Annotated in this window: 27 protein-coding genes and 1 tRNA gene; 7 read left to right on the forward strand and 21 right to left on the reverse strand. The window is 67.4% G+C overall.

The features are described from left to right. Positions 1–15 precede the first annotated feature (15 nt). Entirely contained in the window at positions 16–1317 is a 1302-nt protein-coding gene (locus HWX22_RS15795; RefSeq protein ID WP_175915969.1) for an aspartate aminotransferase family protein, read from the reverse strand. A 77-nt stretch (positions 1318–1394) separates the two neighbouring features. Here HWX22_RS15795 and HWX22_RS15800 point away from each other — a divergent pair, with 77 nt between their 5' ends. Then, positions 1395–2279, forward strand: a complete 885-nt coding sequence (locus HWX22_RS15800; protein ID WP_175915970.1) for a LysR family transcriptional regulator — start codon at positions 1395–1397, stop codon at positions 2277–2279. 231 nt (positions 2280–2510) lie between these two features. Here the strand turns inward: HWX22_RS15800 and HWX22_RS15805 are convergent. Then, positions 2511–2595, reverse strand: a tRNA-Leu gene (locus tag HWX22_RS15805). Between the two features lie 140 nt (positions 2596–2735). On the opposite strand from HWX22_RS15805, the gene HWX22_RS15810 reads away from it, so the two are divergent. Next, the gene (locus HWX22_RS15810) at positions 2736–4061 is read left to right on the forward strand and encodes a leucine-rich repeat-containing protein kinase family protein (protein WP_175915971.1); all 1326 of its coding nucleotides are present in this window, start codon (positions 2736–2738) and stop codon (positions 4059–4061) included. Between the two features lie 44 nt (positions 4062–4105). On the opposite strand, the gene HWX22_RS15815 is transcribed toward HWX22_RS15810, so the two are convergent. The 8 genes from HWX22_RS15815 to HWX22_RS15850 form a co-directional block, all read right to left on the reverse strand. Then, positions 4106–4735, reverse strand: coding sequence for a LysE family translocator (locus tag HWX22_RS15815; RefSeq protein WP_175915972.1), 630 nt, complete (start codon positions 4733–4735; stop codon positions 4106–4108). Between the two features lie 92 nt (positions 4736–4827). Continuing rightward, positions 4828–5004, reverse strand: a complete 177-nt coding sequence (locus HWX22_RS15820) for a hypothetical protein (protein WP_175908825.1) — start codon at positions 5002–5004, stop codon at positions 4828–4830. Between the two features lie 32 nt (positions 5005–5036). Beyond that, the gene (locus HWX22_RS15825; RefSeq protein ID WP_175915973.1) at positions 5037–5483 is read right to left on the reverse strand and encodes a copper chaperone PCu(A)C; all 447 of its coding nucleotides are present in this window, start codon (positions 5481–5483) and stop codon (positions 5037–5039) included. 52 nt (positions 5484–5535) lie between these two features. Next, positions 5536–5901 carry a copper homeostasis periplasmic binding protein CopC gene (copC, locus tag HWX22_RS15830; protein ID WP_059699197.1) on the reverse strand — a complete coding sequence of 122 codons (366 nt, stop codon included), beginning with the start codon at positions 5899–5901 and terminating at the stop codon, positions 5536–5538. A 226-nt stretch (positions 5902–6127) separates the two neighbouring features. Then, a complete protein-coding gene (locus HWX22_RS15835) occupies positions 6128–6505 on the reverse strand; it encodes a DUF2946 domain-containing protein (RefSeq protein ID WP_175915974.1) in 378 nt (125 codons plus the stop codon). Positions 6506–6609: 104 nt separating this feature from the next. Beyond that, complete coding sequence (locus tag HWX22_RS15840; RefSeq protein ID WP_175915975.1) at positions 6610–7104, reverse strand: SRPBCC family protein; 495 nt, start codon at positions 7102–7104, stop codon at positions 6610–6612. Positions 7105–7160: 56 nt separating this feature from the next. Then, complete coding sequence (locus HWX22_RS15845; RefSeq protein WP_059527056.1) at positions 7161–7463, reverse strand: 2Fe-2S iron-sulfur cluster-binding protein; 303 nt, start codon at positions 7461–7463, stop codon at positions 7161–7163. A 99-nt stretch (positions 7464–7562) separates the two neighbouring features. Beyond that, the gene (locus tag HWX22_RS15850; protein WP_059819491.1) at positions 7563–9452 is read right to left on the reverse strand and encodes a sigma-54-dependent Fis family transcriptional regulator; all 1890 of its coding nucleotides are present in this window, start codon (positions 9450–9452) and stop codon (positions 7563–7565) included. Between the two features lie 379 nt (positions 9453–9831). On the opposite strand from HWX22_RS15850, the gene HWX22_RS15855 reads away from it, so the two are divergent. Both HWX22_RS15855 and HWX22_RS15860 read left to right on the forward strand, forming a co-directional pair. After that, on the forward strand, positions 9832–10023 hold the full coding sequence (locus HWX22_RS15855) for a DUF2964 family protein (protein ID WP_059527249.1): 192 nt from the start codon (positions 9832–9834) through the stop codon (positions 10021–10023). A 242-nt stretch (positions 10024–10265) separates the two neighbouring features. Then, positions 10266–10553 (forward strand): DUF1488 domain-containing protein, encoded by a 288-nt coding sequence (locus HWX22_RS15860; protein WP_014898618.1) that lies wholly within the window; start codon positions 10266–10268, stop codon positions 10551–10553. A gap of 160 nt (positions 10554–10713) precedes the next feature. Here HWX22_RS15860 and HWX22_RS15865 read toward each other — a convergent pair whose 3' ends face one another. From HWX22_RS15865 to HWX22_RS15875, 3 genes are read right to left on the reverse strand one after another with little or no spacing between them, the layout of a single operon-like run. After that, positions 10714–11580: an MBL fold metallo-hydrolase gene (locus tag HWX22_RS15865; protein WP_175915976.1), complete on the reverse strand. Its 867-nt coding sequence runs from the start codon at positions 11578–11580 to the stop codon at positions 10714–10716. Positions 11581–11583: 3 nt separating this feature from the next. Then, complete coding sequence (locus HWX22_RS15870; RefSeq protein WP_175915977.1) at positions 11584–11910, reverse strand: hypothetical protein; 327 nt, start codon at positions 11908–11910, stop codon at positions 11584–11586. Between the two features lie 13 nt (positions 11911–11923). After that, the gene (locus HWX22_RS15875) at positions 11924–12454 is read right to left on the reverse strand and encodes a sugar ABC transporter (RefSeq protein ID WP_175915978.1); all 531 of its coding nucleotides are present in this window, start codon (positions 12452–12454) and stop codon (positions 11924–11926) included. A gap of 202 nt (positions 12455–12656) precedes the next feature. Between HWX22_RS15875 and HWX22_RS15880 the strand changes: the two genes are divergently transcribed. Next, the gene (locus HWX22_RS15880; RefSeq protein ID WP_059819487.1) at positions 12657–13508 is read left to right on the forward strand and encodes a LysR substrate-binding domain-containing protein; all 852 of its coding nucleotides are present in this window, start codon (positions 12657–12659) and stop codon (positions 13506–13508) included. Between the two features lie 108 nt (positions 13509–13616). Here HWX22_RS15880 and HWX22_RS15885 read toward each other — a convergent pair whose 3' ends face one another. Continuing rightward, entirely contained in the window at positions 13617–14918 is a 1302-nt protein-coding gene (locus HWX22_RS15885) for an NCS2 family permease (RefSeq protein WP_059527038.1), read from the reverse strand. 755 nt (positions 14919–15673) lie between these two features. Here HWX22_RS15885 and HWX22_RS15890 point away from each other — a divergent pair. Further along, positions 15674–15952: a hypothetical protein gene (locus HWX22_RS15890; protein WP_006480752.1), complete on the forward strand. Its 279-nt coding sequence runs from the start codon at positions 15674–15676 to the stop codon at positions 15950–15952. Positions 15953–16124: 172 nt separating this feature from the next. Here HWX22_RS15890 and HWX22_RS15895 read toward each other — a convergent pair whose 3' ends face one another. The 5 genes from HWX22_RS15895 to HWX22_RS15915 all read right to left on the reverse strand — a co-directional run bounded on the left by HWX22_RS15895 (position 16125) and on the right by HWX22_RS15915 (position 20797). Then, positions 16125–16499 (reverse strand): DUF2917 domain-containing protein, encoded by a 375-nt coding sequence (locus HWX22_RS15895; RefSeq protein WP_175915979.1) that lies wholly within the window; start codon positions 16497–16499, stop codon positions 16125–16127. 251 nt (positions 16500–16750) lie between these two features. Further along, positions 16751–17038, reverse strand: coding sequence for a hypothetical protein (locus tag HWX22_RS15900; protein ID WP_059819486.1), 288 nt, complete (start codon positions 17036–17038; stop codon positions 16751–16753). Positions 17039–17128: 90 nt separating this feature from the next. Next, on the reverse strand, positions 17129–18034 hold the full coding sequence (locus HWX22_RS15905) for a metal-dependent hydrolase (protein WP_059692079.1): 906 nt from the start codon (positions 18032–18034) through the stop codon (positions 17129–17131). Between the two features lie 34 nt (positions 18035–18068). Next, positions 18069–19856, reverse strand: coding sequence for an SDR family oxidoreductase (locus HWX22_RS15910; RefSeq protein ID WP_175908835.1), 1788 nt, complete (start codon positions 19854–19856; stop codon positions 18069–18071). A gap of 44 nt (positions 19857–19900) precedes the next feature. After that, positions 19901–20797, reverse strand: a complete 897-nt coding sequence (locus HWX22_RS15915; protein WP_175915980.1) for a M24 family metallopeptidase — start codon at positions 20795–20797, stop codon at positions 19901–19903. Between the two features lie 433 nt (positions 20798–21230). Here HWX22_RS15915 and HWX22_RS15920 point away from each other — a divergent pair, with 433 nt between their 5' ends. Next, positions 21231–22508: a haloacid dehalogenase-like hydrolase gene (locus HWX22_RS15920; RefSeq protein ID WP_059527026.1), complete on the forward strand. Its 1278-nt coding sequence runs from the start codon at positions 21231–21233 to the stop codon at positions 22506–22508. 81 nt (positions 22509–22589) lie between these two features. On the opposite strand, the gene HWX22_RS15925 is transcribed toward HWX22_RS15920, so the two are convergent. Continuing rightward, a complete protein-coding gene (locus HWX22_RS15925; protein WP_175915981.1) occupies positions 22590–23363 on the reverse strand; it encodes a slipin family protein in 774 nt (257 codons plus the stop codon). After that, a complete protein-coding gene (locus tag HWX22_RS15930; RefSeq protein ID WP_175908838.1) occupies positions 23360–24934 on the reverse strand; it encodes a nodulation protein NfeD in 1575 nt (524 codons plus the stop codon). The genes HWX22_RS15925 and HWX22_RS15930 overlap by 4 nt, the downstream gene beginning before the upstream one ends. Positions 24935–25044 lie beyond the last annotated feature (110 nt).

Here is a 25044-nt window from a genome sequence, read left to right on the forward strand (position 1 = left end):
CGACGGGCGGCCCGCTTACTGCGCGCGCGTGATCGCCTGTTCCAGTAGCGACAGCCCGAGATCGATTTCCGCTTCGCTGACCGTCAGCGGCGGCGCGATCCGGAACACGCCGCCCATGCCGGGCAACTGCACGATGTTCATGCTGAGCCCGAGGTTCATGCACTCGCGCGTGATCTTCGCGCCGAGCCCGTCCGCCGGTTCTTTTGTCTTCCTATCCTTGACGATCTCGACGCCGAGCAGCAACCCGCGTCCGCGCACGTCGCCGATGCAGTCGAAGCGTTCCATCAGATCGAGCAGCCCGCGCCGGAGCCGGTTGCCCATCACGTTCGCCCGCTGGACGAGGCCGTCGCGCTGCACCACGTCGAGCACGCGCAGGCCGACCGCCGCCGGCAGCGGGTCCGACACGTGCGTCGTGTAGAACAGGTAGCCGAGTTCGTGCGCGCGTTCCTCGATCCGCGCGGACGTGACGACGGCCGCGAGCGGCAGCCCCGCGCCGAGCGTCTTCGACAGCGTGAGGATGTCGGGCGTCACGCCGTCGCGCTGGCACGCGAACATCGTTCCGGTGCGCCCGACACCGGTTTGCGCTTCGTCGAGGATCAGCAGCATCCCGCGCTCCTCGCACTTGCGCTTGAGCGCCGCCATGTAGCCTTCCGGCAATTCGATGATGCCGCCCGAGCTCAGGATCGGCTCCGCGATGAACGCGGCGAGGTTGCCGCTCGACTGGCGATCGATCAGGTCGAATGCGTAATCGAGTTCGGCGAGCGGATCGTAGGTGCCGTTGCGCTCGAAGCGCGGCCGATACGTGAACGGCGCCGGAATCGCGAACGAACCGACAGTGGCGGGGCCGACGCCCTTGCGGCCGGCGCTGTACGTGGCGGACGCCGCCGCGCCCGTCATCCCGTGCCACGACTGCGCGAAGGCGACGATCTCGTGCTTGCCGGTGACGAGCTTCGCCATTCGGATCGCCGCTTCGTTCGATTCCGCACCGGTGCTCAGCAGCAGCGCGCGATCGAGCCCGGGCGGCGTGATGTTGGCGAGGCGCGTCGCGAGGTCGACGACGGGGCGCGACAGCATTCCACTGAACAGGTGATCGAGCTTGCCCGCGTATTCGACGATGACGGAGACGATCTCCGGATGGCTGTGCCCGAGCACGGCACTCATCTGCCCCGACGTGAAATCGAGGATCGCGCGGCCGTCGGCGTCGTAGACGAAACTGCCTTGTGCGCGCTCGATGATCATCGGCTCGAACGTGCCGCCGTAGCGGATCAGGTGCTGCCTGGCGTTGTGCCAGAAGATTGCGTCGTCGTTCAGGGACATCGGGCTTCTCCGGACAAGGGCCAGGGAACGCTTGCAGTCTAGGCGCCGGTCTGGTTTTATGGAAACGAATAGTGCTTATGCAAGGTAGAAAGGGAGCTAATACCTTGGGACGTTCGCTCGACATAGACCTGCTACGCTCGTTCGTCGTCATCGCGGAGGTGCGCTCGCTGAGCCGCGCGGCGGCGCGGGTCGGCCGCACGCAATCCGCGCTCAGCCAGCAGATGCGGCGGCTCGAGGAGAGCGTCGACCAGCCGTTGTTCCAGCGCACCGGCCGCGGCGTGGTGCTGACGCATCCCGGCGAGCGGCTGCTCGTGCATGCGCAGCGCATCCTGCGGCAGCACGACGAGGCGATGGCCGACCTGTGCGGCACCGGGTTGTCGGGCACGATCCGGTTCGGCTGTCCGGACGATTACGCAGCCGTGTTCCTGCCATCGCTGCTGCGACAGTTTTCGAGCCAGCATCCGCAGGCGATCGTTGAAGTCGTGTGCGGGCCGACGCCGCGGCTGCTCGAACAACTCGACAAGCGGGCGGTCGACCTCGCGATGATCTCGATGCCGGACGACGATTCGAGCGACGATTTCATCCGCCGCGAGCAACTCGTCTGGATCGGTTATCCGGGGCTCGATGCCGCGCAGTTCGATCCGTTGCCGCTCGCACTGTCCGATCCCGATACGCTCGATCACATCGCGGCCTGTGAGGCGTTGCAGCGAGCGGGCCGCGATTATCGCGTCGCGTATGCGAGCAGCAGTCTTGCGGGGCTGACTGCACTGGTGCGTTCAGGGCAGGCGTTCGCGGTGATGACGCAGACAGCGGTGCCGGCCGATCTGGCGATTCTCGCCGGCGATCGCGGGCTGCCGCCGTTGCCGGCGGTGGGTATTACGCTGCGGTTCGACAGGAAGCGGCCGTCGCATCTGACGGCGACATTTGCGGAGCATATCCGGGCGGTGTTGCCGGTGCTGTGACGCGAAGTCGTCGCGCCGGCAACGCCGGCATCGACGCGATCTTTCACAGACGCGCGTCCGGCAACCATGCCGACTCTGTCCGACGGTGATGTCGCGTTGTTCGAGGCGCCGACGTTTGTCATCCATCTGACCGAGCGCTTCGTCGCGGATCGCCGAAGCAATAAAAAAACCCGCGAAGCCATGCGCTGTCGCGGGTTTTTACAGATGCACGAAACACGGAAAAACCGCATTTGGTGCCGACGGCGAGACTCGAACTCGCACAGCTTTCGCCACTACCCCCTCAAGATAGCGTGTCTACCAATTTCACCACGTCGGCACTGCAAGGGGCCGAATTGTAGCGTTACATTGCGCGTTTGTGAAGGGGGTGTGACACGGCGAGCGGATACGCGAAAGCGATCCCGGTAGAATTCGGGCGATCGGTCCGACGACCATCGCCATGGCTACCCGTTTTCCACCGTGACCACCACCCTCGAACAACTGCAGGCCGGCCAGCTGTCGGGCACCCGGCAACTCAAGCTCGCGTGCGGGCTGACCGAATTTCCGCGCGAGATATTCGATCTGGCCGACACGCTAGAAGTGCTCGATCTGTCCGGCAATGCGCTGTCTGCGCTGCCGGACGACCTGTCGCGGCTGCATCGCCTGCGCATCCTGTTCGCGTCGGGCAATCGCTTTACCGAATTTCCCGACGTGCTCGGCACGTGCGCCCAGCTCGACATGATCGGCTTCAAGGCGAACCGGATCCGCACGGTGCCGCGCGGGTCGCTGCCGCGCGCGCTGCGCTGGCTGATCCTGACCGACAACGAAATCGACGAACTGCCCGCCGGAATCGGCGATTGTTCGCGCTTGCAGAAGCTGATGCTCGCGGGCAACCGGCTGCGCGCGTTGCCGCCCGAAATGTCCGCGTGCCGTGCGCTCGAACTGGTGCGGCTGTCGGCGAACCGGCTCGACGCGCTGCCGGATTGGCTGTTGCGCCTGCCGCGCCTCGCGTGGCTCGCGTCCGCGGGCAATCCGTTCGGCGCCGCGCCGGAAGCAGCGGCGTCGGCCGAGCCGGGCGTCGCGAACATCGACTGGACGTCGCTCGCGTTCGAACAGAAGCTCGGCGAAGGCGCATCGGGTGTCATTTATCGTGCGCAGTGGCGGGGGGACGGCCAGGTGCCGCGCGCGGTCGCGGTCAAGCTGTTCAAGGGGGCCGTGACGAGCGACGGCTTGCCCGATTGCGAAATGGCCGCGTGCCTGCACGCCGGGCGTCATCCGAACATGATTCCGGTGATCGGCAAGGTGCACGGCCATCCGGAGGGCACGCACGGCCTCGTGATGCAATTGGTCGATCCGGCACTGACGAACCTCGCCGGGCCGCCGAGCTTCGCGTCCTGCACGCGCGATGTATATGGGGCCGATGCGCGATTCGCGCCAGCCGAGGCATCGCGGATCGCGCTCGGCATCGCGTCGGTTGCGGCGCATCTGCACGCGCGCGGCATCATGCACGGCGACCTGTACGCGCACAACATCCTGCACGACGGCAAGGGCGGCGCGCTGCTCGGTGATTTCGGCGCGGCGTCGGTCTACGACGTGAACGACCGCGTGCGCGCGGCGCGGCTCGAACGGCTGGAAGTCAGGGCGTTCGGCTATCTGCTCGGCGAGTTGATGGCGCGATGCGAGCCGCGTGCGTGGGAAGGTTCGCATGCGCTCGATGCGCTGGCGGCCGCCTGCTTGAACGAGGAGATCGACGCGCGGCCGTCGTTCCGCGAGATTGCGGCCGTGCTGGCCGCATCGAAGGGCTGACGGTTCCGCCGGTGCCGTGGCACCGGCCGTCACCGCAGGAATGCTTACGCCTGCCGCGCAGTCAGCAGCTTGATCCCGAGGCCGACGAACAGCAGCCCGCTGGCACGCTTGGCCGCGCGTACCCACGGGCCGACGCCGATGCCGCGATGGAGCCGGCGCACACCGAACGAATAGACGCTGTGCACGACGACGACGGTGCATGCGATCGTCACGTACATCACGACGAACTGCATCGCGAGCGGGCGACCATGTGCAATGAACTGCGGCATGAACGCCGACAGGAAGATCATCGTCTTCGGGTTGCTGCCCGACACGAACAGCGCCTCGCGGAACAGCTTCCTGCGGTCGGGCTCGACGATCGCGGCCCGGCCGTCGGGCGAGCGCGCGTTGCGGTCGCCGCGCAGTTGCCGGATGCCCAACAAGATCAGGTACGCGGCGCCGACGACCTTCATCGCGATGAACAGCGGCGGCATCGCGGCCAGCACCGCGCCGACACCGAACGCGACGAGCATGACCACCGCGCCTTGCGCGACGAGGTTGCCCGCGATCGTCGCGGCGGTGCCGCGCGAGCCGTAGCGCACCGTGTTGCGGATGACGAGCAGCACGTTGGGGCCCGGCGACAGCGTCGTCGCGAGATAGGCAGCGGCAAACAGCATCCAGGTCTGAATCGACATGCGTTGCTCCGAGAGGCGGTTCCGGCGGTCGGGATGAAGCGATGATGCCACGCCAAAATGACGTGGCGCGCCGCCGGAACCGGCGCGGCGCGTCAGCGTGCGTCGCGCACGCAGTATGCGGCGATCGACGACGGCGAATCGATCGCGGACGGTCGCGTCATCCACGCGATCCACGCCGCCCATAACCCGCAGGCGATCAGCACGGCGACGTTCAGCGGCGTCCGGTAGCGGACGATCAGGCTGGCCAGCGGCACGCGTTCCTTGCTCATGTGCATCTCCTTCGGTCGTTGCGGATGCGGCGTTACTGGCCGGTGTAGGAAGGCGCTTTCGCGTCGCAGGTCACGGACACCGTCGCGCCGTCGGCGAAATGCAGCCGGAACGGCACCTTCGCGCCGGGCGCGACGGGCTGGCGCGGTTCCTCCAGCATCACGTGATAGCCCTTCGGCCTGAACGTCACCGAGCCGTGCGCGGGCACGTCGACCGCTTCGACGTGAACCATCTTCGCGGTGCTGCCGGCCGTCTGCGTTTCGTGCATCATCGCCATCCCGAACGCGGGCGTATCGACGCCCGTGAGCGTGACGGGCTTGTCGCCGTCGTTCTTCAGCGTGAAATAACCGGACGACGGCACCGTCGCCGGCATCGTGCGGATCCAGCATGCATTGGCCTGGACGGCCGATGCGGCGAACGTGGCGGGCGCCTGCAGCGCCAGCAGTGCAAACAGCAGGCTGGTCGGAATCGAGCGTTTCATCGAGTGTGTTCCTGATCGGGTAGGGAAAGTCGCCGCGCGGGCATCGTGCGCGTTATTTCACCGTGAACGTGTAGCGGCCCTGCGTGCGGTGCCCGTCGCTCGCTACCGCAACCCATGCGACCGTGTACGTACCAGGCGTCAGGTTCGCCAGCGCTACATGCATCCGCTTCCGGTTGCCGGCGTCGATGGCGGATTTCCCGTCGGCGACCGATTGTCCGTGGCTGTCGGTGACGGCGATCGAACTGAATGCGGGTTCGAGCGTTTCGCTGAAGTCGATCGTGACCGCGTGCGGCGCGCTCGACAGCGCGGCGTCGGCGGCCGGTTCGAGGTTTTTCGGGTGTGCGTGCGCGTGAGCGGCCTGGGCGACGACGAAGCCGAGTGCGACGAGTGCGCCGCGGACGAAAGCAGTGGTTTTCATGACGGGATGATCCGGTTGGAAATGACAAGGAGAACGATGCATTCGACGAACGGCCACGCGTCCGTGCACGCGCAACCGCCGGAGGCGGGTGAGCGCACGCACGGCGCGACGCCGCGAGCGATACGGTCGAACATGAGATCGTCCTGCGAAACGTGACACGGCATGCACGCGCAGCGCGCGTGCGGACGGCGTGATGCGCGACGGCATCACGCGCGGTGACGACGAATCAGGACGCGAGCGGCGGTGCGCGCGGTTGCGCGGCCGTAAGCGGCTGCGTGCGGCGCAGGCTTTCGAAGCGGGTTGCTTCGCGATGCCGGAGCGGTTGGAAGTTGGCCGCGAACGTCAGTTCGGGCGCGGGCAGGGCGGGTGTATGGGCGAGCAGGCTGCAATAGCCGCATGCCTGCAGATGGGCCTGCAGGCTTTTCGACGACGCATCGCCGGCATGGTTGCCGCCCGCCGGCCCGGCCGTGCAGTAGCCGGCAAGCAGCGAATCGACGCGGTCTTGCGTCGTCAGCGCTTGCGAGATCGTCGGCGCGAGCGCCGTCATCAGGATGGCGAGCATCCCGATCAGACTGACGATCTTCCGGAAACGACGACTCAGCATGCGATGCGCGGGGCGGCGTATGAACGACGATGGAGCGGATTATGCCACGCACCCGCCGCGAGGGCATGCGGGCACGCGGATGCCGGGAATGATGCGCGGCACGCTTACGCGTGCTTCGCGAGATATTTCGTGATCAGCATCATCTGCGCGGCCCAGCCCTGATCGTTCATCTCGCGCGCCTTCGCGCGACGCGTTGCGATCAACTGGTCGAAACCCGTTTCGGTGATCGTCAGCAGCGTGCCGCCGTTCGCTTCGGCGAGTGCGAACGTGACGAGCGTCATCGGCTCGGACGCGTAATCGACGTTCGGATCGATCGCGAACGGGTGCCAGCGAAAGGAAAACCGTTGCTTCGGCTCGACGCGATCGACGACGATTTCGAACACGGTGCCGGCATACGGCTCCTGTGCCTTGGCGACGTCGTCATCGACGCGCGTCGGCGTGATGCGGCCGAACAGCGGCCGGTCGGCGACGAACGGTCCGTCGAACGTCACGCCGAACCAGGTGCCGAATTCCCCGGCATTGCTGACGGCTTCCCAGACGCGCGCCAGCGGCGCGGCGAGCAAGGCTTGTTTCTCGATGCGATCGGTGGACTGGGTCATCGCGTTCTCCTGGCGGGCATGCTTGATGCGGGACGGCGCACGGCCGCGCGCCGCGTTCAGTCGATCATCACCGCGTCGGGCACGTCGAGCACGACATCCGAGGTCGCGACGGCCACGCACGGCAGCGTATAGCCGTCGGCCTTTTCCTCGCGGCTCAGGCCCGGCCATTCGATCGTATAGCGTACGCTGCCGCTGACGATCCTGCACAGGCAGCTTCGGCACGTGCCGTTACGGCACGAGCGCGGCAGCCGGACGTGCGCGAACGCGGCGGCCTCGAGGAGCGTCAGCGAATCGGGCGCGTCGAACGTCGCGCCGAGCGGCTCGATGCGTACGAGAGGCGGGTGGTCGGGATCGGTCATGGGGCGAAGCGGGCGGCGGCGCGGCGGTAACACAAGGCAAGCGCCAAGCATACCCGAAGGCGGTGCGGCCGGCGCCCGTCGGGCAGCCGGCACGGGACGTCAGTGTCGGCGCAGGTAGCGGTAAACGGTATTGCGCGCGAGTCCGAGCTCCCGTGCGGCGGCCGACACGTTGCCGCCGTGCCGCGCGAGCACCGCGTCGATCACCGCGGCCTGGTGGCTCTGCAGTGTGGTTGCTTCGCGCGTGTCGGACGGCGCGGCCTCCGCCGCGGGCGCGTCGTCGCAGTCGAGCCAGAAATCGTCGGGCAGGTGCGCGAGCGTGATTTCGGCTTCATCTTCGGCGAGCATGCCGGCCGTGCGCAGCACGTTGGTCATTTGCCGCAGGTTGCCGGGCCAGCGGTGCCGCATGAACGCGTCGAGCACGTCGGTCGCGAGGCGGCTCGGCATCGGCTCGCTGCGACCGAGCCGCGCGAGGATCCGCTCGACCAGTGCCGGCAGGTCGGTGCGCGCGGCGAGCGGCGGCAGCGTGACGGCAAGGCCGTTGATCCGGTAGAACAGGTCTTCGCGGAACGTGCCTTCGGCGATCATCGCACGCAGGTCGCGGTGGGTCGCGCAGACCACGCGCACGTCGACCGGCACCGCGCGTGCGCCGCCAAGCGGCATCACCGCGCGCTCCTGCAGCACGCGCATCAGCCTGACCTGCTGCGCGAGCGGCATGTCGCCGATTTCGTCGAGAAACAGCGTGCCGCCGTCGGCCTGCGCGATCTTGCCGGGGCTGCCGCGCTTGCGCGCACCGGTGAAGGCGCCGTCCTCGTAGCCGAACAATTCGGCCTCGATCAGCGAATCCGGCAGCGCCGCGCAGTTGACCGCGACGAACGGGCCGTCCGCGCGCGGCGAGGCCTGGTGCAGCGCACGCGCGAGCCATTCCTTGCCGGTGCCGGTCTGGCCGAGGATCAGCAACGGCAGGTCGCGCCCACGAATCTTCGCGACGCGTTCGAGCACGGCGGCCATCCGCGCATCGCCGGTGTCGAGCGTCGCGAACGTGATCGCGTCGGGGTCCGGCGCCCGTGTGCGCGCGGCGGGCGCGGGTGGCGTGACGGCGACGGCCGTCTTGTGCGCTTCCGCGAATTCGCAGCGCGCGAGCACGCGCACGCCGGTCGACAGCGTGAGGCGGAACGGTGCGCCGGGTGCGCGGGCCGCCTGCTGCGCGAGCTGTCCGAAATGCATGCCGAACAGCGCATCGCAGCCTTGATGCTGCAACGCATCGAAGGTCGCGCCGAGCTGGAATTGCGCGCTGCGGTTCGCGGCGATCAGCCCGCCGTCGGGGCCGAATGCGACGAGCCCGGCGAACAGCGAGTCGACGCAATCCTCGTGGGCGTGGAAGCGCAGCCGCAATGCTTCCGCGCACTGGTTCGCGAACAGATGGTTCTCGATCAACTGCGCGGACATCCGCACGAGCGCGAGCGTATGGGGGCTGAAGCCGCGCGGGTCGCCGCTCACGTCGAGCGTGCCGAGCGTGCGGCCGAACGGGTCGATGATCGGCGCGCACGAGCAGGTGAGGATATGGTTCGCGCGCAGGAAGTGTTCGGACCCGTGCACGGCGACCGCCTGGCCCGATGCGAGCGCGGTGCCGATCGCGTTGGTGCCGCGTGCGCCTTCGGCCCACGACACGCCGGTGCACAGCGCGACGCGGTTCGCTTTTTCGATGAAGTCCGCGTCGCCGATGCTGTGCAGGATCACGCCGTCGGCGTCGGTGAGCAGCACGAGGCTTTGCGTGTCGGCGATCTGCGCGTGGAGGTTCTCCATCACCGGGCGCGCGTGCGCGAACAATGCGTGGTTCGTGTCGAGCAGTTCGCGCAGCGCGAGCCGCGACAGCGGCGAGAAATCGGGGCGCTCGTTTGCGCGCAGGCCGACCGCGGTCGAACGGGCATGCGCCTGCGCGAGCAGGTCGTTGCGGCCCGCGGTGGCGGGCAGCACGAAAGGTTGAGGCATGTCTTGTCTCCTGTCGACCAGAGTTAGCGCTTTAGCGCTTACTCTGGTCCCATGCTTCGCGGTCGGCCCCAGTTAGCGCTTTAGCGCTTACTGGGGCCCCATGCTTCGCGGTCGGCCGGAGTTAGCGCTTTAGCGCTTACTGAAGCCGCATGCTTCGCGGTCGACCCCAGCTCACGCTTTGCACCGCACCATCCGCCACTCGGGCCGCCGCCATCGATATCGCCTCATCATACAAGCGCCGCGCGCGTTGTGCGACTGCGTACAAAACCCCCTTGCTTTTAAGCGTCCGCCTGCAATGATGAAAGTGGAGCACGCACGCGCCGTGTTCCGCATCGCAACATGCATGCGACGTGACATGCATCCGTTCGGGAGACCCATCATGGTTCGGACGGAACTGAGAGTCGTGTTGGCGGCCATCGCCACTTTCATCATGCTGGGCGGCATCGCCGTCGCGATCCACGGTCTGCTGTTCGACCTGAGCGATGCGGTGCAATACGGGGCCGCCGCGATCGCGGTAGGTGCCACGACCGCCGCGATCGCACTGAACATCTGGCCCACCGATCCCCACTGACGCCGCTCGGAAAAACGGTGCCGGATGTCGCGCTGGTCTGATGAAAAAGCGCGTCGGAACGACGCACATCGTAAATTTTGCCTCCTGCGCGAAACCGTCTACAGTGGAATGCAACCGGCACGCGTTGTCCGCGCCATACCCCCGTGGATCTGCCTCTGCCGGCGAGCCCGCGTAAATTTTCGTCCGGCCGGTAGCGGACGACGGACGCGGTCATTTGCTTTCTACCGGACAAGGCGGCTCCCATGCAGATCCATTTCACGAATGAGAAGCCCGAATATTCGGGGCGCGACCTGATGCTTGGTTTCACGGCGCTGGTCAATGGCGAGCGCGTCCAATGTCAGATCACCGCCGAGGCGCTGGAGGATCATTTCGGTGCGGCATCGCCGCGCTTCGAGGACATGGTCGGTGCGTACGATCAGCACCGCGAGCGTATCGAGGCGGCCGCACGGCGGTTGCTGTCCGAGACGCGCGCGCAATGCGTGACGCTGCGCAGCGGCTACGTGCGCTTCTACGAGGCGAACTGGCGCTGAACCGGACGACCGGGCAGCGACGGAGCGGGCGTCGGATACCGGCGCCCGTGTCATATCGGCGCATGCTCGTCCTGTAGTGCACCCGCGCGGGACGATGCCCGGCACGATTCGAGCGTCTTGCCGCGCGCTGGCGTGCGCGCGTTCCCACGTTCCGTTTCGCTCAATCCGCGCCGCTCAGCACGTACGCGTCGCCGGTTGCGCCGTTCGCGCGCGCGATGCGTGCGAAGCCCGTGTCGGCGAGGTGCATTCCCGCAATCAGCAAGTTATCCGAAGCGACTTCGGCGAGCGTGGCCGCGCGCGTCGACGATGCCTGCGACGGATCGTGATCGAACGCGATCGACACGTCGGGGCGAGCAACTTGAATCGGCGCGAAATGCACGAGATCGCCCCAGATCAGCAGGCGCTCGCCGAGCGATTCGACGCGATAGCCGGTGTGGCCGGGCGTGTGCCCCGGCAGCGGCACTGCGACGATGCCGGGCAGCACGTCGCCTGCCGCTTCGATGGTGCGTAGCTGCGCGCGATACACGTCGAACGTGCGCCGCGCGATCCGGAAATTGCCGCGTGCGCGCTCGCTTGCCCGCTCGTACATGCCGTCGTCCAGCCAGAACGCGCGTTCCCGTTCGTGAATGAACACCTCCGCTTGCGGAAAGGCCGGCTGTCCGTCCGTGTCGAGCAGGCCGCCGATGTGGTCCGGATGTGCGTGCGTCAGCAGGACCGTGTCGATATCGCGTGCATCGATGCCGGCTCGCGACAGCGACGGACGCAGCAAGCCGCCCCAGTTCCGGATGCCGCCGGCGCCGGTGTCGACGAGCACGGTGCGCCCGTTCCCGCGTATGACATAGCAGTTGATGTTGACGTCGGACGGCGCGTGTATGCCGGCCCTGTGCATGATGCCGATCGCGTCGTCGACGTCGATGTTCGACAGCAGGTCGAGGCCGGCCGTCAGCGTGCCGTCGCTGATCGCGGTCACCGTGAAATCGCCGACCTGGCGACGCGGGAAAGAAGGGCGGGGAACGGGGGCGCTCATGGATCAATGTCGGGCGTGAAGGTGGGTGGTGTCGTAGCCGAAGCAGCGGATCCGTGCGACGAATCCGGTGTGGCTAAGAATCTCGTGATCCAGTTCCGTCATGAACCGGTCCATCAGTTCAGTGGTGCGAAATGATGTGATGCGAAAGCGGATCTCCGCGCTGATCGGACGTCCGCAGCCGTGCCGGACCGGCATGTATACGACATGGACCGTGCCGGGTGCGGCGCTCAACACATCGGTACAAAGCCTCTCGCAGGCCGACGACAACGCGTCGAGCGCCGCGCTGGTCGGCATGCTCGCCTCGGGGATCAAAATCGTGACGCTGGGCATGGTCGGACTCCGGTCAGCGTGCAGTTGCCGACGTCGGCGCGCTGACGAGTCGGTCACCCATCGGCGCATAGAGCCGGATCGCGGCATCGGACGCGAGCCGAGCCTGATCGTGCGCGAGGACGGCCAGCCAGCGCGCCGCCGGTCGGCGATCCAGCGCGACTGCATGCATGGCCGTGGCTGCGATACCTGCTCGCGCGAACGGGGCGAGGTCGTCGCAAACGGCCAGCCATTGATGGCCGGAGACGGCCGGCGCGGGTGCCGCGCAGTCGTATACGTTGCGGCGCCACTCGACGATGTGCGGCTGCCAGCGCGCGAAATTGCCGCCGCCCTTGTCGCGATACTCGGCCGACGTCAGCACGTCCGGGCCGTCGATCGTATGCAGCGCGAGGTAGACGGGGCCGTCGTCGCCGAGCGCGCGAAAGCGTTGCGACGTGCGAAAGCCGGATACGGAAATCAGCGCCGGCAGTTTGATCCGGCTGTAGAAGTCGTTCCATTCGGCTTCGACGGCGGGCTCGGCGATGCTGCATTCAACGGCATAGATCATGACTTCTCCACGTGGGGCGAGCGGCCTTCGGAATCGAACGGCTGGCTCGACGGGTTGAGTTTTTGTCATGATAATGAGCGGCACGACGGGCGAAAAACGATGATTCGTCACCGTTCAATGACATTTGATCAAGCCATGACCGACGGCGGTCGGACCGGGAGCAATCGTGACGCGACGCAGGATTCCGAGCAATTCGGCATTGATGGCATTCGAGGCCGCGGCGCGGCATGGAAGCTTTGCGCGCGCCGCCGACGAACTGGCGTTGACGGAAGGCGCGATCAGCCGGCAGATCGGCCGGCTGGAGACGTTCCTGGGCGTCGCGCTGTTCGAGCGGGTCGGCAACCGCGTGCGGTTGGCGCCGAACGGCGTGCGCTACGCGGCGCAGGTTCGCGAAGTGCTGGACCGGCTCGAGCGCGACAGCCAGTACATGATGGGGCAGCCCGGCGACGGCGGCAGCGTCGATATCGCCGTGACGCCGACATTCGCGACGCGCTGGCTGATTCCGCGGCTCAAGGAATTCCAGACGCAGCATCCGAACATCACGGTGCACTTCGCCGATCGCGCGGAGCCGTTCGTGCTGGCCGGCAGCGGTTTCGATGCGGCGATTCACTTCGAACATCCGGCCTGGGCCGGCATGCACACGTACCGGTTGTGCGAGGAGGTGCTGGTGCCGGTCTGCCATCCGTCGCTGCTCGCGGGCGGGCAGCCGGACATGTTGCTGGGCACGCTGCCGCGCCTGCACAAGCGCCAGACGCCCGATGCGTGGTCGGCGTACGTGCAGGAAACGGGGTTGCCGGTGAGCAATCCGGCCGCCGGCGCACGCTACGACCTTTACTCGATGCTGATCGCGGCGGCGCTGGCCGGGCTCGGCGTCGCGCTGGTGCCGCGTCTCTATGTCGACGCCGAGATCGCGCAAGGGTTGCTCGCGGCGCCGTGGCCCGACGGGCGGGGCGTGGTCAAGCGCTTCTGTCTCGTGTTGCCCGATGCGCTGGAACTGGGCGAAGGGCCGCTGCAGACCTTCGCGCGCTGGGTGCTCCGGCAGGCGGAAGCTTGACCGGCGCTCACTCGCTCCACGCGCGTAGCCAAATCGAGAACACAACAAAAACGCCACCCGAAGGTGGCGTTTTCATTTCATCTTGCAGCTCACGGGGGCGCGCGTGCGTCACTCGCTGCCGAGATAGAAGAAGCGGAACAGGAACACGGCCGCGATGATCCACACGATCGGCTTGACCGTGCGGGCCTGGCCCGTCAGCAGTTTCAGGCCGCCGTACGCGATGAAGCCGAACGCGACGCCGTTCGCGATCGAGTAAGTGAACGGCATCAGCAGCGCGGTCAGTGCGGCCGGCACGGCTTCGGTCGCGTCGTCCCACGGCACGTCGACCATCTCGCGCAGCATCAGGCACGACACGTACAGCAGTGCCGGTGCCGTGGCGTAGGCCGGCACGACGCCGGCGAGCGGCGCGATGAACAGGCACGCGAGGAACAGCACGGCGACGGTGATCGCCGTCACGCCCGTGCGGCCGCCGGCCTGCACACCCGACGCGCTTTCGATATACGCGGTGGTCGACGACGTGCCGAGCACCGAGCCCGCGACGATCGCGGTGCTGTCGGCGAGCAGCGCCTTGTTCAGGCGGTTCATCTTGCCTTCGACGAGCAGGCCCGCGCGGTTCGCGACGCCCATCAGCGTGCCGGTCGCGTCGAACAGTTCGACGAGGAAGAACACGAGGATCACGTTGATGATGCCGGTCGACAGCGCGGCACCGATGTCGAGCTTGAACAGCGTCGCGTCGATCGACGGCGGCGCGGAGAACACGCCGTGGAACTGGTTGTCGCCGAAGAAGAACGACAGGATCGTGACGCCGATGATGCCGATCAGGATCGCGCCGCGCACGCGCAGGTGGTCGAGCGTGACGATGGTGAAGAAGCCGATGATCGCGAGGATCGTGTCGTGCTTGTGCAGGTCGCCGAGCGTGACGAGCGTGGCCGGGCTGCCGACGATCACGCCCGAGGTTTTCAGCGAGATGATGCCGAGGAACAGGCCGATGCCGGCGGTGATCGAGATGCGCAGCGATTTCGGAATGCCGTTGACGATCGCCTCGCGCACGCGGAACAGCGTGACGAGCAGGAACAGGCAGCCGGAGATGAACACGGCGCCGAGCGCGGCCTGCCACGTGAAGCCCATCCCCTTGACGACCGTATACGCGAAATACGCGTTCAGGCCCATGCCGGGCGCGCAGGCGATCGGGTAGTTCGCGTACAGCCCCATGATGATCGACGCCAGCGCCGCGACGAGGCAGGTCGCGACGAACACGGATTCCTTGGGCATGCCGGCATCGCCGAGGATCGCGGGGTTGACGAAGATGATGTAGGCCATCGTCAGGAACGTGGTGACGCCCGCGAGTATTTCGGTGCGGAAGTCGGTGCCGGCTTCGTCGAAGCCGAAATACCGCTTGATGGATTCCATGAAGGCGTTTCTCCGGTCGGGTTGTCGTGTTGCTTGTTGTTTATGCCGAATTGTTGTAAGGCAGCGGCGAGGCCGGCCTACTGTAACCAGCCACTATTGCGACGCTATCGGCGGATTGTAATAGCGCGGATAGCTCGGACGATATAGTTGCGGGGTACGATCGGCAGCGTTCGCGCGAACGGTCGGACAGGTCGGCCGCGCGACGAAGGCGCGCATTTTACCGGTTCGGACGAGGCGGGCAGGTAGAAACGATGGAAACGATTCGATGGCGGGCGGGACGTGTGGGCCGATGCGGGCGCAACGGCATGATCGACATGCGGTGCATGGCCGCCACGCGACGGTATGCGACTGCAACGGCACGCCCGCAAGAGGGGCCAACACAGGACGGACGCAACGCGCGCGCGCATGACCGGCGCGGGTGCGCGGCGGCGTGCAGCGGCCATTCGTCAGTCCAGGCGGTTGCAGATATCGGGCTATCCTGCTCCGAAGCCGTCGCGTCCGCAACTGTCATTTCGCGGTGCGAGCCGGACTGTGGTTTCTGTGTAAAAGATTGCAAGACGTCATCGCGTTAACCGGCAAGTCTTTCTAGGATAGATACACCGCGCACACACGTCGCGCCAGTTGTTGCCGACGCGGGGGAGTCGCAGTCCGTGCAGGCCAGGCGGTGAAGCGCGGTGACGGTCGTTGCGCATTCGGGCAGGCGCGACCGGTTGCGATTGCCCGATGCGGGTTCGTCCGTCATCACGGAGGTCAGCATGTTGAACTGGATCAGCCGTTGGGCGATGCGGCACGCCCCCACGCCGGAAAAAACCGCTGCGTCGATGCTCGTGACGGCGCGCATGGAACTGTTCGCAGCCGAACAGCGCGTCATCGATGCGAAATTACAGGCGGATTACTGGCGTACGCGGGTGTCATTTCTCGAGGAGGTGCAAAAGCAAGGCATCGACCCGTGGGTGACCTCGCAGGCGGCGCAACGCCCCGACCTCGATTCCACGCCTCGCAGCACGGGCCCGCGTCTCGCCGCCAGCACCTGATGCACGTGATGCATGTCAGGGTTGCGCACGGCGCGCGATCGCTCGCGGCACGCACGTGCGTGCCGCGTCATTCGATGCGCACCTGCGACGCGTCGCGTCGCGGGTGCGTCCGTTTCCGGATGCGCTGATTCCGCGCGTCCCGGCATCCCGTCACGCGCGTGAGCGCGCATCGTCAATCCCGTCTTCGCCATCGTCCGACGAGCAAACGTTGCATTCGCGTGAGCGTGCGTCTCAGCCGTTCGCCGCGCTTCACGTACGCCGTCGTGATCGATGCCTCGGCCGGCCGGTCGTCATCGGTGCCGAGCCAGATGCGATCGCCGCGCGCGATGCGCAGCACGTCGCCGGGTTGTACCCAGTAGTCGTCGACGCTCGGCGGCCGCGTGATCCACAGCGGCGCGCCGTGCGCGCGGATTTCCGCATCGCTCGGCGCGCGCCAGGTCAGCGTCGTGCGCGGCGAGACCGCGAAACGGATCACGACGGTCGGTAACGCGATCGCGCCGACGCGGCGCGAATCGGGACGGTCGAACAACGGGCTTGCCTGGTCCATCGTCTTCTCCATTCGTTGAGCCGGACGGATGACGCGCACCAGAACAAAAAGGCCTCATCCGTTTCCGGTGAGGCCTTGTGTGACATGCGGTACTGCTCGGATGCTAACGCACAAGCGCCTCCCGTGATCCATTCTTTCGAATGTTCACCGGGCAATGATTCGCGATGGCGATGAGCTTGAACGTAGGCATGCGAACGAGTTTGTCGATGTCGTACGGCGTTGTCAACGACAATTTTCGAGATATGTGGCGATCACGCGTCGCGCTGGGCGAGGCCGTTGACGAGCAGTTCGGACAGCAGGCCCGTCATCCCGTTCGGATGCGTGGCGGCGCGTGCCTTCAGCTGTTCGACGAGGTCGGCGTTGAGCTTGCACGCGAACGGCACGAGGCCCTGCTCCTGGTCGAGCTTGCGCTGCGCGCGGCGGTCGAGCTTCGCCGCGTCCTCGGCGCCCTTGCCGAAGCGGGCGGAGCCGGACTGCTTCATCGCGTGCGTCAGCTTGAGCGCCTTGTTCTTTTCTAGATCGGTTTTCTTCATGGCCATCGCGGCACCTCCGGGAAATGAAGCCGCGATTGTACGCATTTCGGCCGGCACCCCCGCCGAAACCGCCGCGAACACCGCTTGCGGACCCGGTCACGCGCCCTTCGTCGTGCCCCAGTTGCCGCCGTGCGCGGCCGCCTGCGCGGCCGGCGAGCGCGCCAGATACGCGAGCGCCTGCTCGGTCGAGCCTTCGTGGTGCGGCGTATAGCCCGGCCTGAAATAGCGCAGCGCCGCGCCGATCACCTTCCAGAACGACGGCAGGTGCCCGCGTCGCGAACCCTTCCACCACGACAGCACGAAACCCGGATAACGGCCGGCGGCGGGATCTCGCCGGTACATGAATTTCGCGCCGCTCGTGATGAAGTAGAGCAGCAGCACGATCACGAACGCCATGTGCACGCAGCGTTCCGGATAGTTGCCGCCCATGTGGTTGTAGATGTCGAACGCGACGGTCCGGTGTTCGACTTCCTCCGCGCCGTGCCAGCGCAGCAGGTCGACCATCGTTGGGTCGGCGCGGCCTTCGTCGAGCCCGTGCGCGTTGAGCACCCAGTTGCCGAGATAGCCGAAGAAATGTTCGAGCGACGCGATCACCGCGAGCTGCTGACGCAGCCAGAAGCGCGTGTGGCCGATCTTCAGCCCGAACGGCGCTTCGCCCAGCACGCGCGTGAACAGCCAGTTCAGCTTCTGCGTGAACGGCTTCGTGTCGATCCCGTGCCGGTCGTAGTAATGCTTGAGCACGCCCCCGTGCGAGCGCGAATGCACGGCTTCCTGGCGCAGGAAGCCTTCGGCTTCGTCGCGCAGGCGCGCATCGGTGATGTTCGGCAGCGCCTTGTTGTATACGCGGCAGAACCACAGTTCGCCTTCCGGGAACAGCAGGTTCAGCGTGTTGATGATGTGCGTGCTGCCCGGGTCGTTGGGCACCCAGGTGATCGGCGTGTCGCTGAAGTCGAACTTCACGTGCCGGGCCTTGATCTTGTGATAGTCGGCGGTAGCGGTCATCTGTGTCTCCGTTCCTGTGCGGCGCGCCGCGCCGTCAATGCGATGCCATGCTGACGCGGGCGAGCATCCGGCCGAGCCACGGCATGAAGCGGCCGACGAAGCGCAGCGCGTGCGCCTCGGTGCCCACGGCCACGACCGGCCGGTTACGCAGCACGCCGTCGACCATCGCCTGCGCGACGGTTTCCGGCTTCAGGCCGCGCATCTGGTACAGCTTCGTCGCGCGTTTGCGCAGCCGCGCTTCGTCCTGTGCGTTGGCGCCCGCGTATTGCGTCGACGCCATGATTCCGGTTTCCGCGAAGCCGGGGCAGACGGCCGTCACGCCGATGCCTTTTTCCGCGAGTTCCGCGCGCATGCATTCGCTGAGCATCAGCACGGCGGCCTTCGTCGTCGCGTACGCAGGCAGGTCGCGCGACGGCCCGAACGCGGCGGCCGACGCGGTGTTGACGATGTGGCCGCCCGTGCCGCGTGCGGCCATCTGCTGCGCGAACAGCCGCGAGCCGTGGATCACGCCCCACAGGTTCACGTGCAGGATGCGCTCCCAGTGCCGTTCGCTCGTGTCGAGAATGCCGCCGGCCATGCCGATGCCCGCGTTGTTGATCACGACGTCGGCGCCGCCGAGTTCGCTGCCGACCCATGCCGCGAGCGCTTCCATCTCGTCGGCGGAGCCGACGTCCACGCGTTTCGCATGCGCCTGCGCGCCGGTCAGCCCGAGCAGCAGCGCGGTGCGCTCGGCGCTCGCGAGATCGATGTCGCACGCGACGACGGTCGCGCCTTCGCGGGCGAATGCGAGCGCCGCGCAGCGGCCGATGCCGCTGCCCGCGCCGGTGACGACCGCGACCTTGCCGCTGAAGCGGCCGCTGGTCGCGCGTCGGCGTGCGTTTGCGAGCGCGGGCGGCTCGTCGCCCGATTCGACTGCGTCGATCAACTGTTCGGCGAGGCCCGCGAAGCGCGCGGGATCGGCGAGCGGCAGCCAGTGGCCGGCCGCGACTTCGCGGCGGTAATACTGCGGCACCCAGCGCGACAGGTTCTCTGACAGCGCCGGGCTCACATATTTGTCGCCGAGCGGCACGATCGTCTGCACCGGCGCGTGCGCGTAGCGCTCGCGCGGCGCGAACAGGCAGCGGATGAAGTTCGCGCGATAGAGGCGCACGCCGCGCGCGCCGTCGTCGGCCTGCGTCGGGCGCGGCGTGGCGGGGGTCTTCTCGACCCGTCGCAACAGGCCCGGCCATGCGCGGCCGAGCCACAGCCGCCAGCCGAGCTCGGGGATAAACGGCAGATGGAACAGATACACGTACCACGAGCGCACGAGCTGCCCGCCGAGCCTGGCCAACGACGCGGGCGTCGGATGCAGCACGCGTTCGCGCAGCCAGAAGCCGACGTGGTCGAGGCACGGCCCCGAGCACGACGTATACGATGCGATGCGGCCGGCGAGCCGCGGATCCGTGACGAACTCCCAGCCCTGGATCGAGCCCCAGTCGTGCGCGATCAGGTGCACCGCGCGGCCGGGGCAGAGCGCGTCGATCACCGCGATGAAGTCGTCGGTCAGCTTCGCGAGGTGGTAATCGGCCGTGCGCTTCGGCGCGCCTGACAGGCCCGCGCCGCGCACGTCGTAGGCGATCACGTAGTGCTTGCGCGCGAGCAGCGGCGCGACGTGCTGCCAGACGCTGCTGTCGTCGGGGTAGCCGTGCACGAGCACGACCGGCGAGCGGGCCGGGTCGCCCCAGGTCCTGACCGCGAGCGTCAGGTCGCCGGAGGCGACGGCCGTCTCGCTGTGAACCGATTCGAACAGGGCCAGCGGCGCTTCATCGGAAAGAGGCTGCATCGTGAGTCCGTCGTTCAGGGATTCGGTGGAAGGCGGCGTTCGTGTCAGGCGGCCGCCGGCACGCTCGCGACGGCCTGCGCGCGTTCGGCCTGGCGGCGCTGCCAGCGGCGCACGTGCGGCAGGTCGTCGTCAAGCCAGTACGCGTCGTCGTCGGTGATCACCAGCAGTTCCTCGAATTTCGCGCCGACGCCGGCGAAGCCGAGATGCGGCTCCACGGCCCACAGGCCCGGCACCGGCGCGTGTTCGGAGCGGCGGTCGATCGACCACAGCGGCGACCAGCCCTGCTGCTTCGCCGCGCGGCCCTGGTCGAGCAGCAGGTTGCGCGTCGCGTTCAGCCCGAAGCGCGCGACGAAGCGCGGTGTCGACAGTTTGTGGATCTTCGCGACGCGATGCGCGAGCACCTTGAACGGATAGGCCTTGTGGCGCGGCTCGACGCCCTGGCGGCGGCACAGCGCGTCGACCGCCTGTGCGACCTCGGCCATCGGGCGACGCTCCTTCACCAGCCGCACGATCATGTCGCGATGGTCCATCAGGTCGTCCTGCAGCTGTTCGAGGATCGGGTTCTGGCCGAGACAGTGCGCGTAGCCGACGTCCGCGACGATCCCGTCGAGCACGGGCGCGACGTCGAGGATCACGGGCATGTCGGTCTCGAGCTGGCGGTTGCTCGGGAAGAACGCGAGGTTGAAGCCGCCCATGTGCTTCAGGCCCGAGAAGCCTTCGAACGCGGTGCGGTCGCCGAACCACGCGAACGGCTTGTGCAGCCAGTCGTGCACGCCGTTGTCCTGCAGCCATTCGGTCAGCAGGCGCGCGGCCTCCTTCTCGGTGATGCCGGGGTAGAGCATCGCGCCGACGGTCTCGACGCAGCGATAGGCAAGCTGCTGGACCGCGCGGAATTGCGGCAGCTCGTCGAGATGGACTTCCGGCAGCGGATGATCGGGCATGTTGCGTCTCCATGTATCGGCCTGCGTTCGGCGACGCGGGCGAATTATTCAGTCAGCATTTAATGTGTCATTGATCGATGTAAAGATCATAGCCGGTTCGACGTGGCGCGGAGGTGAGGGCTTCTCCTAATGAAGGCCGAAATGGAGGGGACGCTCTAGGTTTCCGGCGGTCGGGGCCGGATGGCCGTCGCCGTGCACGTGGCCGGTGCGGGAGGGCCGGCCGGAGCGCGTGCGCGGTGGCGGCGCCGGCCCGGTATGTCGCGCCGGATCAATTCCCCGTCGTGTCGTGGCGAGACGCTGTCAAATTGCCGAAATAATTTCGTCACATCATTCGCCCCCGATTCGAAGCCTTTCCGGCTTCGCGGAGCGGGTGTGCCGCGCGTTGCGCGGGGCAGCGACCCAAGCCGATTCGACAATTCCACGGAGAGAGACCATGCAACGCCGCAAGTTCATGAACACCCTTGCCGCTGCGACCGCTGCGACGCCGCTGATGCTCAAGGCCGGCATGGCCGGCGCGAAGAGCGCGACCGCGCCGGACGCGCTGGACCCGGGCCGGTGGTCGCCGTTCAACGCCGCGCGCCTGCAGGCGGTGCTCGACCGGCACGGCGTCGCGAGCGCGCGCTACGACGGAAAGCGCCGCCCGTACGCGGTGTTCGACTGGGACAACACGTGCATCATGAACGACTGCGAAGAGGCGTTGCTGATGTACCAGATCAACCATCTGCAGTACAAGCTGACGCCGGACGAGTTCGTCGGCGTGATGTGGAAGGACGTGCCGAAGGGCGCGTTCATGAAGGACTACACGACCGTCGACGGCAAGCCGGTGACGATGGAGGATCTCGCCGCCGACGTCGAGTCCGACTACCGCTGGCTCCATGCGAACTACAAGGGCCTCGGCGGCGACAAGAGCCTCGACGAGATTCGCGAGACCGACCAGTTCAAGGATTTTCGCGCGAAGCTGTACTTCATGTACGACGCGATCTGCGACACGCATCCGCTCGAAGTCGGCTACAAGTGGATCATCTATTTCTACAAGAACATGACGACCGCCGAGCTGCAGGCGATGGCGGAAGCGTCGAACAACTACGGTATCGGCGACGCGCTGCGCAAGGTCCGCTACGAAAGCCCGAAAACGCTGCCGGGCAAGGCCGGCGTGGTGGCCGACACGCATTTCCACGGCATCCGCATTCACGAGGAAATCCGCGCGGTGATGCACACGCTGCGTGCGAACGGCATCGACGTGTACGTGAGCACCGCGTCGCTCGACGATGTCGTGCGCGTATTCGCCGGCAATCCGAACTATGGCTACGGCGTGCCGCCCGAGAACGTGATCGGCCTGCGGCTCGACATGCAGGACGGCAAGTACACGAGCACTTATCCGGCCGGCTGGCATTTCAACTGGGGGCCCGGCAAGACGGTGGGCATCCGCAACGTGCTCGCGTCGAAGAAGGGCTACGGCCCGCTGCTGGTGTTCGGCGACAGCGACGGCGACGCGTGGATGTTGCGCGACTTCAAGGACACCGCGGCCGGCGTGATCGTCAACCGGATGAAGAAGGGCGAGATCGGCGCGGACAGCAAGCTCGCGGCCGAACAGATCGGCAACCCGGACGCCCGCTTCCTGCTGCAGGGCCGCGACGAGCACACGGGCCTGATGATCCCGGACGAGAAGTCGATCAAGTACGGCAAGACCGACCGCAAGCTGCTGGCCTGACGCGGGCCGGGCGCCGGGCCGCCGCGGCCCTGCGCCCGTCGGCATCGGCCGCGGCGTCGTGCGGGCCGCCACACGCGCGTCTCAACGCTCGCGCGGCGGGCCCAGCCGCTCCAGCAACGCGCTCAGCAGATCCACCGGCAGCGGAAACACGATCGTCGAATTCTTGTCCGCCGCGATCGTCGTCAGCGTCTGCAGATAGCGCAGCTGCATCGCCTGCGGCTGCTGCGCAAGCCGCTGCGCCGCCTGCAGCAGCTTCTCCGACGCCTGCAATTCGCCTTCCGCGTGAATCACCTTCGCGCGCCGTTCGCGTTCGGCCTCGGCCTGCCGCGCGATCGCCCGGATCATCGTTTCGTTCAGGTCCACGTGCTTGATCTCGACCGTCGACACCTTGATTCCCCACGCATCGGTCTGCGCATCGAGCGTCTTCTGGATGTCGGCATTCAACTGCTCGCGCTCGGCGAGCAACGCGTCGAGCTCGTGCTTGCCGAGCACCGCGCGCAGCGTCGTCTGCGCGAGCTGGCTCGTCGCATCGAAGAAACGCGCGACCTGGATCACGGCCTTCTCCGGATCGACGACGCGGAAATACACGACCGCATTGACCTTCACCGACACGTTGTCGCGCGTGATCACGTCCTGCGCGGGCACGTCGAACACGACGGTGCGCAGGTCGATCCGCACGACCTGCTGGACGATCGGGATGATCAGCACGAGCCCCGGCCCCTTCACCTTCCAGAACCGGCCGAGCATGAACACGACGCCGCGTTCGTACTCGCGGAAGATGCGGATCGACGATGCGACCAGCACCACGACGAAGACGATCAGGACGCCGCTGAAGCCGAACGTGTAGCCCATCATGACGGTGCTCCCTGGTGTTGTTGTTCGTGTGCCGGCACGTCGTAGAGCGGCGCGACGGTGAGCGTCAGCCCGTGGCGGCCGGTGACGCGCACGCGGCAGCCGGCGGCCAGCGGCGTGCTGCTCGCGACGCGCCAGCGCTCGCCGTGCACGCGCGCCCAGCCCGCCGCCGACGGGGCGGGGCCGGCCGCGTCCTGCGGCTGGTCGGCGCGCAGGCCGTCGTCGAGCACTTCGCCGATGCTGCCGACTATCGCCTCGGCGCCCGTCACGACCGGCCGCCGCCGCGCGCGCAGCGCGACGCTCGATACGCCGGCGACAAGCAGCCCGCCGCCGACCGCGAGGCCCGCGATCACCTGCCACGGAATGCCGTAGCCGGGCACGTCGGTATCGATCAGCATCAATGCGCCGATCGTGAACGACACGATTCCGCCAAACCCGAGCACGCCGAAGGTCGGCAGGAACGCCTCGGCGACGAGGCAGCCGAGACCGAGCAGCACGAGCCCGAGGCCCGCATAGCTGATCGGCAGCAATTGCATCGCGAACAGCCCGATCAGCAGGCAGATGGTGCCGGCGACGCCCGGCAGCACGAAGCCGGGATTCGCGAATTCGAAGAACAGACCGTAGATGCCGATCGTCAGCAGGATCAGCGCGACGTTCGGATCGGCGATGATCGACAGGAAGCGGCTTCGCCAGTCGGGCGCGAGCACGACGAGCGGCGCATGCGCGGTCGCGACGTGCACCGTGCCGGCGGTCGTCGTCACGGTGCGGCCGTCGAGCTGGCGCGCGAGATCGGCCGGGTCCTGCGCGATCAGGTCGACGACATGCTGCGCGCGCGCCTCGGTCGCCGACAGGCTCAAGGCCTCGCGCACCGCGCGCTCGGCCCATCCGGCATTGCGTCCGCGCAACTGCGCGAGGCCGCGGATGTACGCGGCGGCGTCCTGGGTCGCCTTGCGGATCTCGGTCGACTGCGTATCGTTCGGCAACTCGGCCGGCGTCGCGGATGCGCCGGATGCACCGGTCGCACCCGATGCGCCGGACGGCGACGATCGGGGCGCGCCCGGGGTCCCTGGCGCGCCCGGCGCGCCACCGCCGATGCCGAACTGCACCGGCGACGCCGCGCCGAGATTGGTGCCGGGCGCCATCGCGGCGATGTGGCTCGCATAGACGATATAGGTGCCCGCGCTTGCGGCCCGTGCGCCGCCCGGCGCGACGAACGCGGCGACCGGCACGGGCGAGCCGAGGATTGCCTTGATGATCTGCCGCATCGACGTGTCGAGGCCGCCCGGCGTATCGAGTTGCAGGATCGCGAGCGGCGCGTGCTCGCGCGCCGCGCGCTCGAGCGAGCGGACGATGAAGTCGGCGCTGGCCGGCCCGATCGCGCCGTTGACCGGAATCACGAACACCGGCGGCGCGGCCGCGGGTGCGGCGGCGGGAGATGGGGCGGCAACGGCCGCGCACACGACGAGCAGCGCCGCGAACAGCGCGGCGCGCGCGACCCGCGCGGACAGCGGGTGACGGGGGCGGGCGCCGGGCGATGCAGGTGCCGGCGACGGCCCATGACGGTGAATGCGCATCGGGGCGTCCGGGCGGCGCGCGGCCGCACGCCGTCCGGCTCGCGGAAAGGGCGTTGGCCCGATATTTGAAGATTAGGCGGTTTCGGCGGAAAGCGCGAAGGCGACGCGGC

Origin of the sequence: Burkholderia sp. BCC1638 (assembly GCF_902833195.1) — a bacterium.
In the GTDB taxonomy this organism is placed as follows: Bacteria; Pseudomonadota; Gammaproteobacteria; order Burkholderiales; family Burkholderiaceae; genus Burkholderia; species Burkholderia diffusa.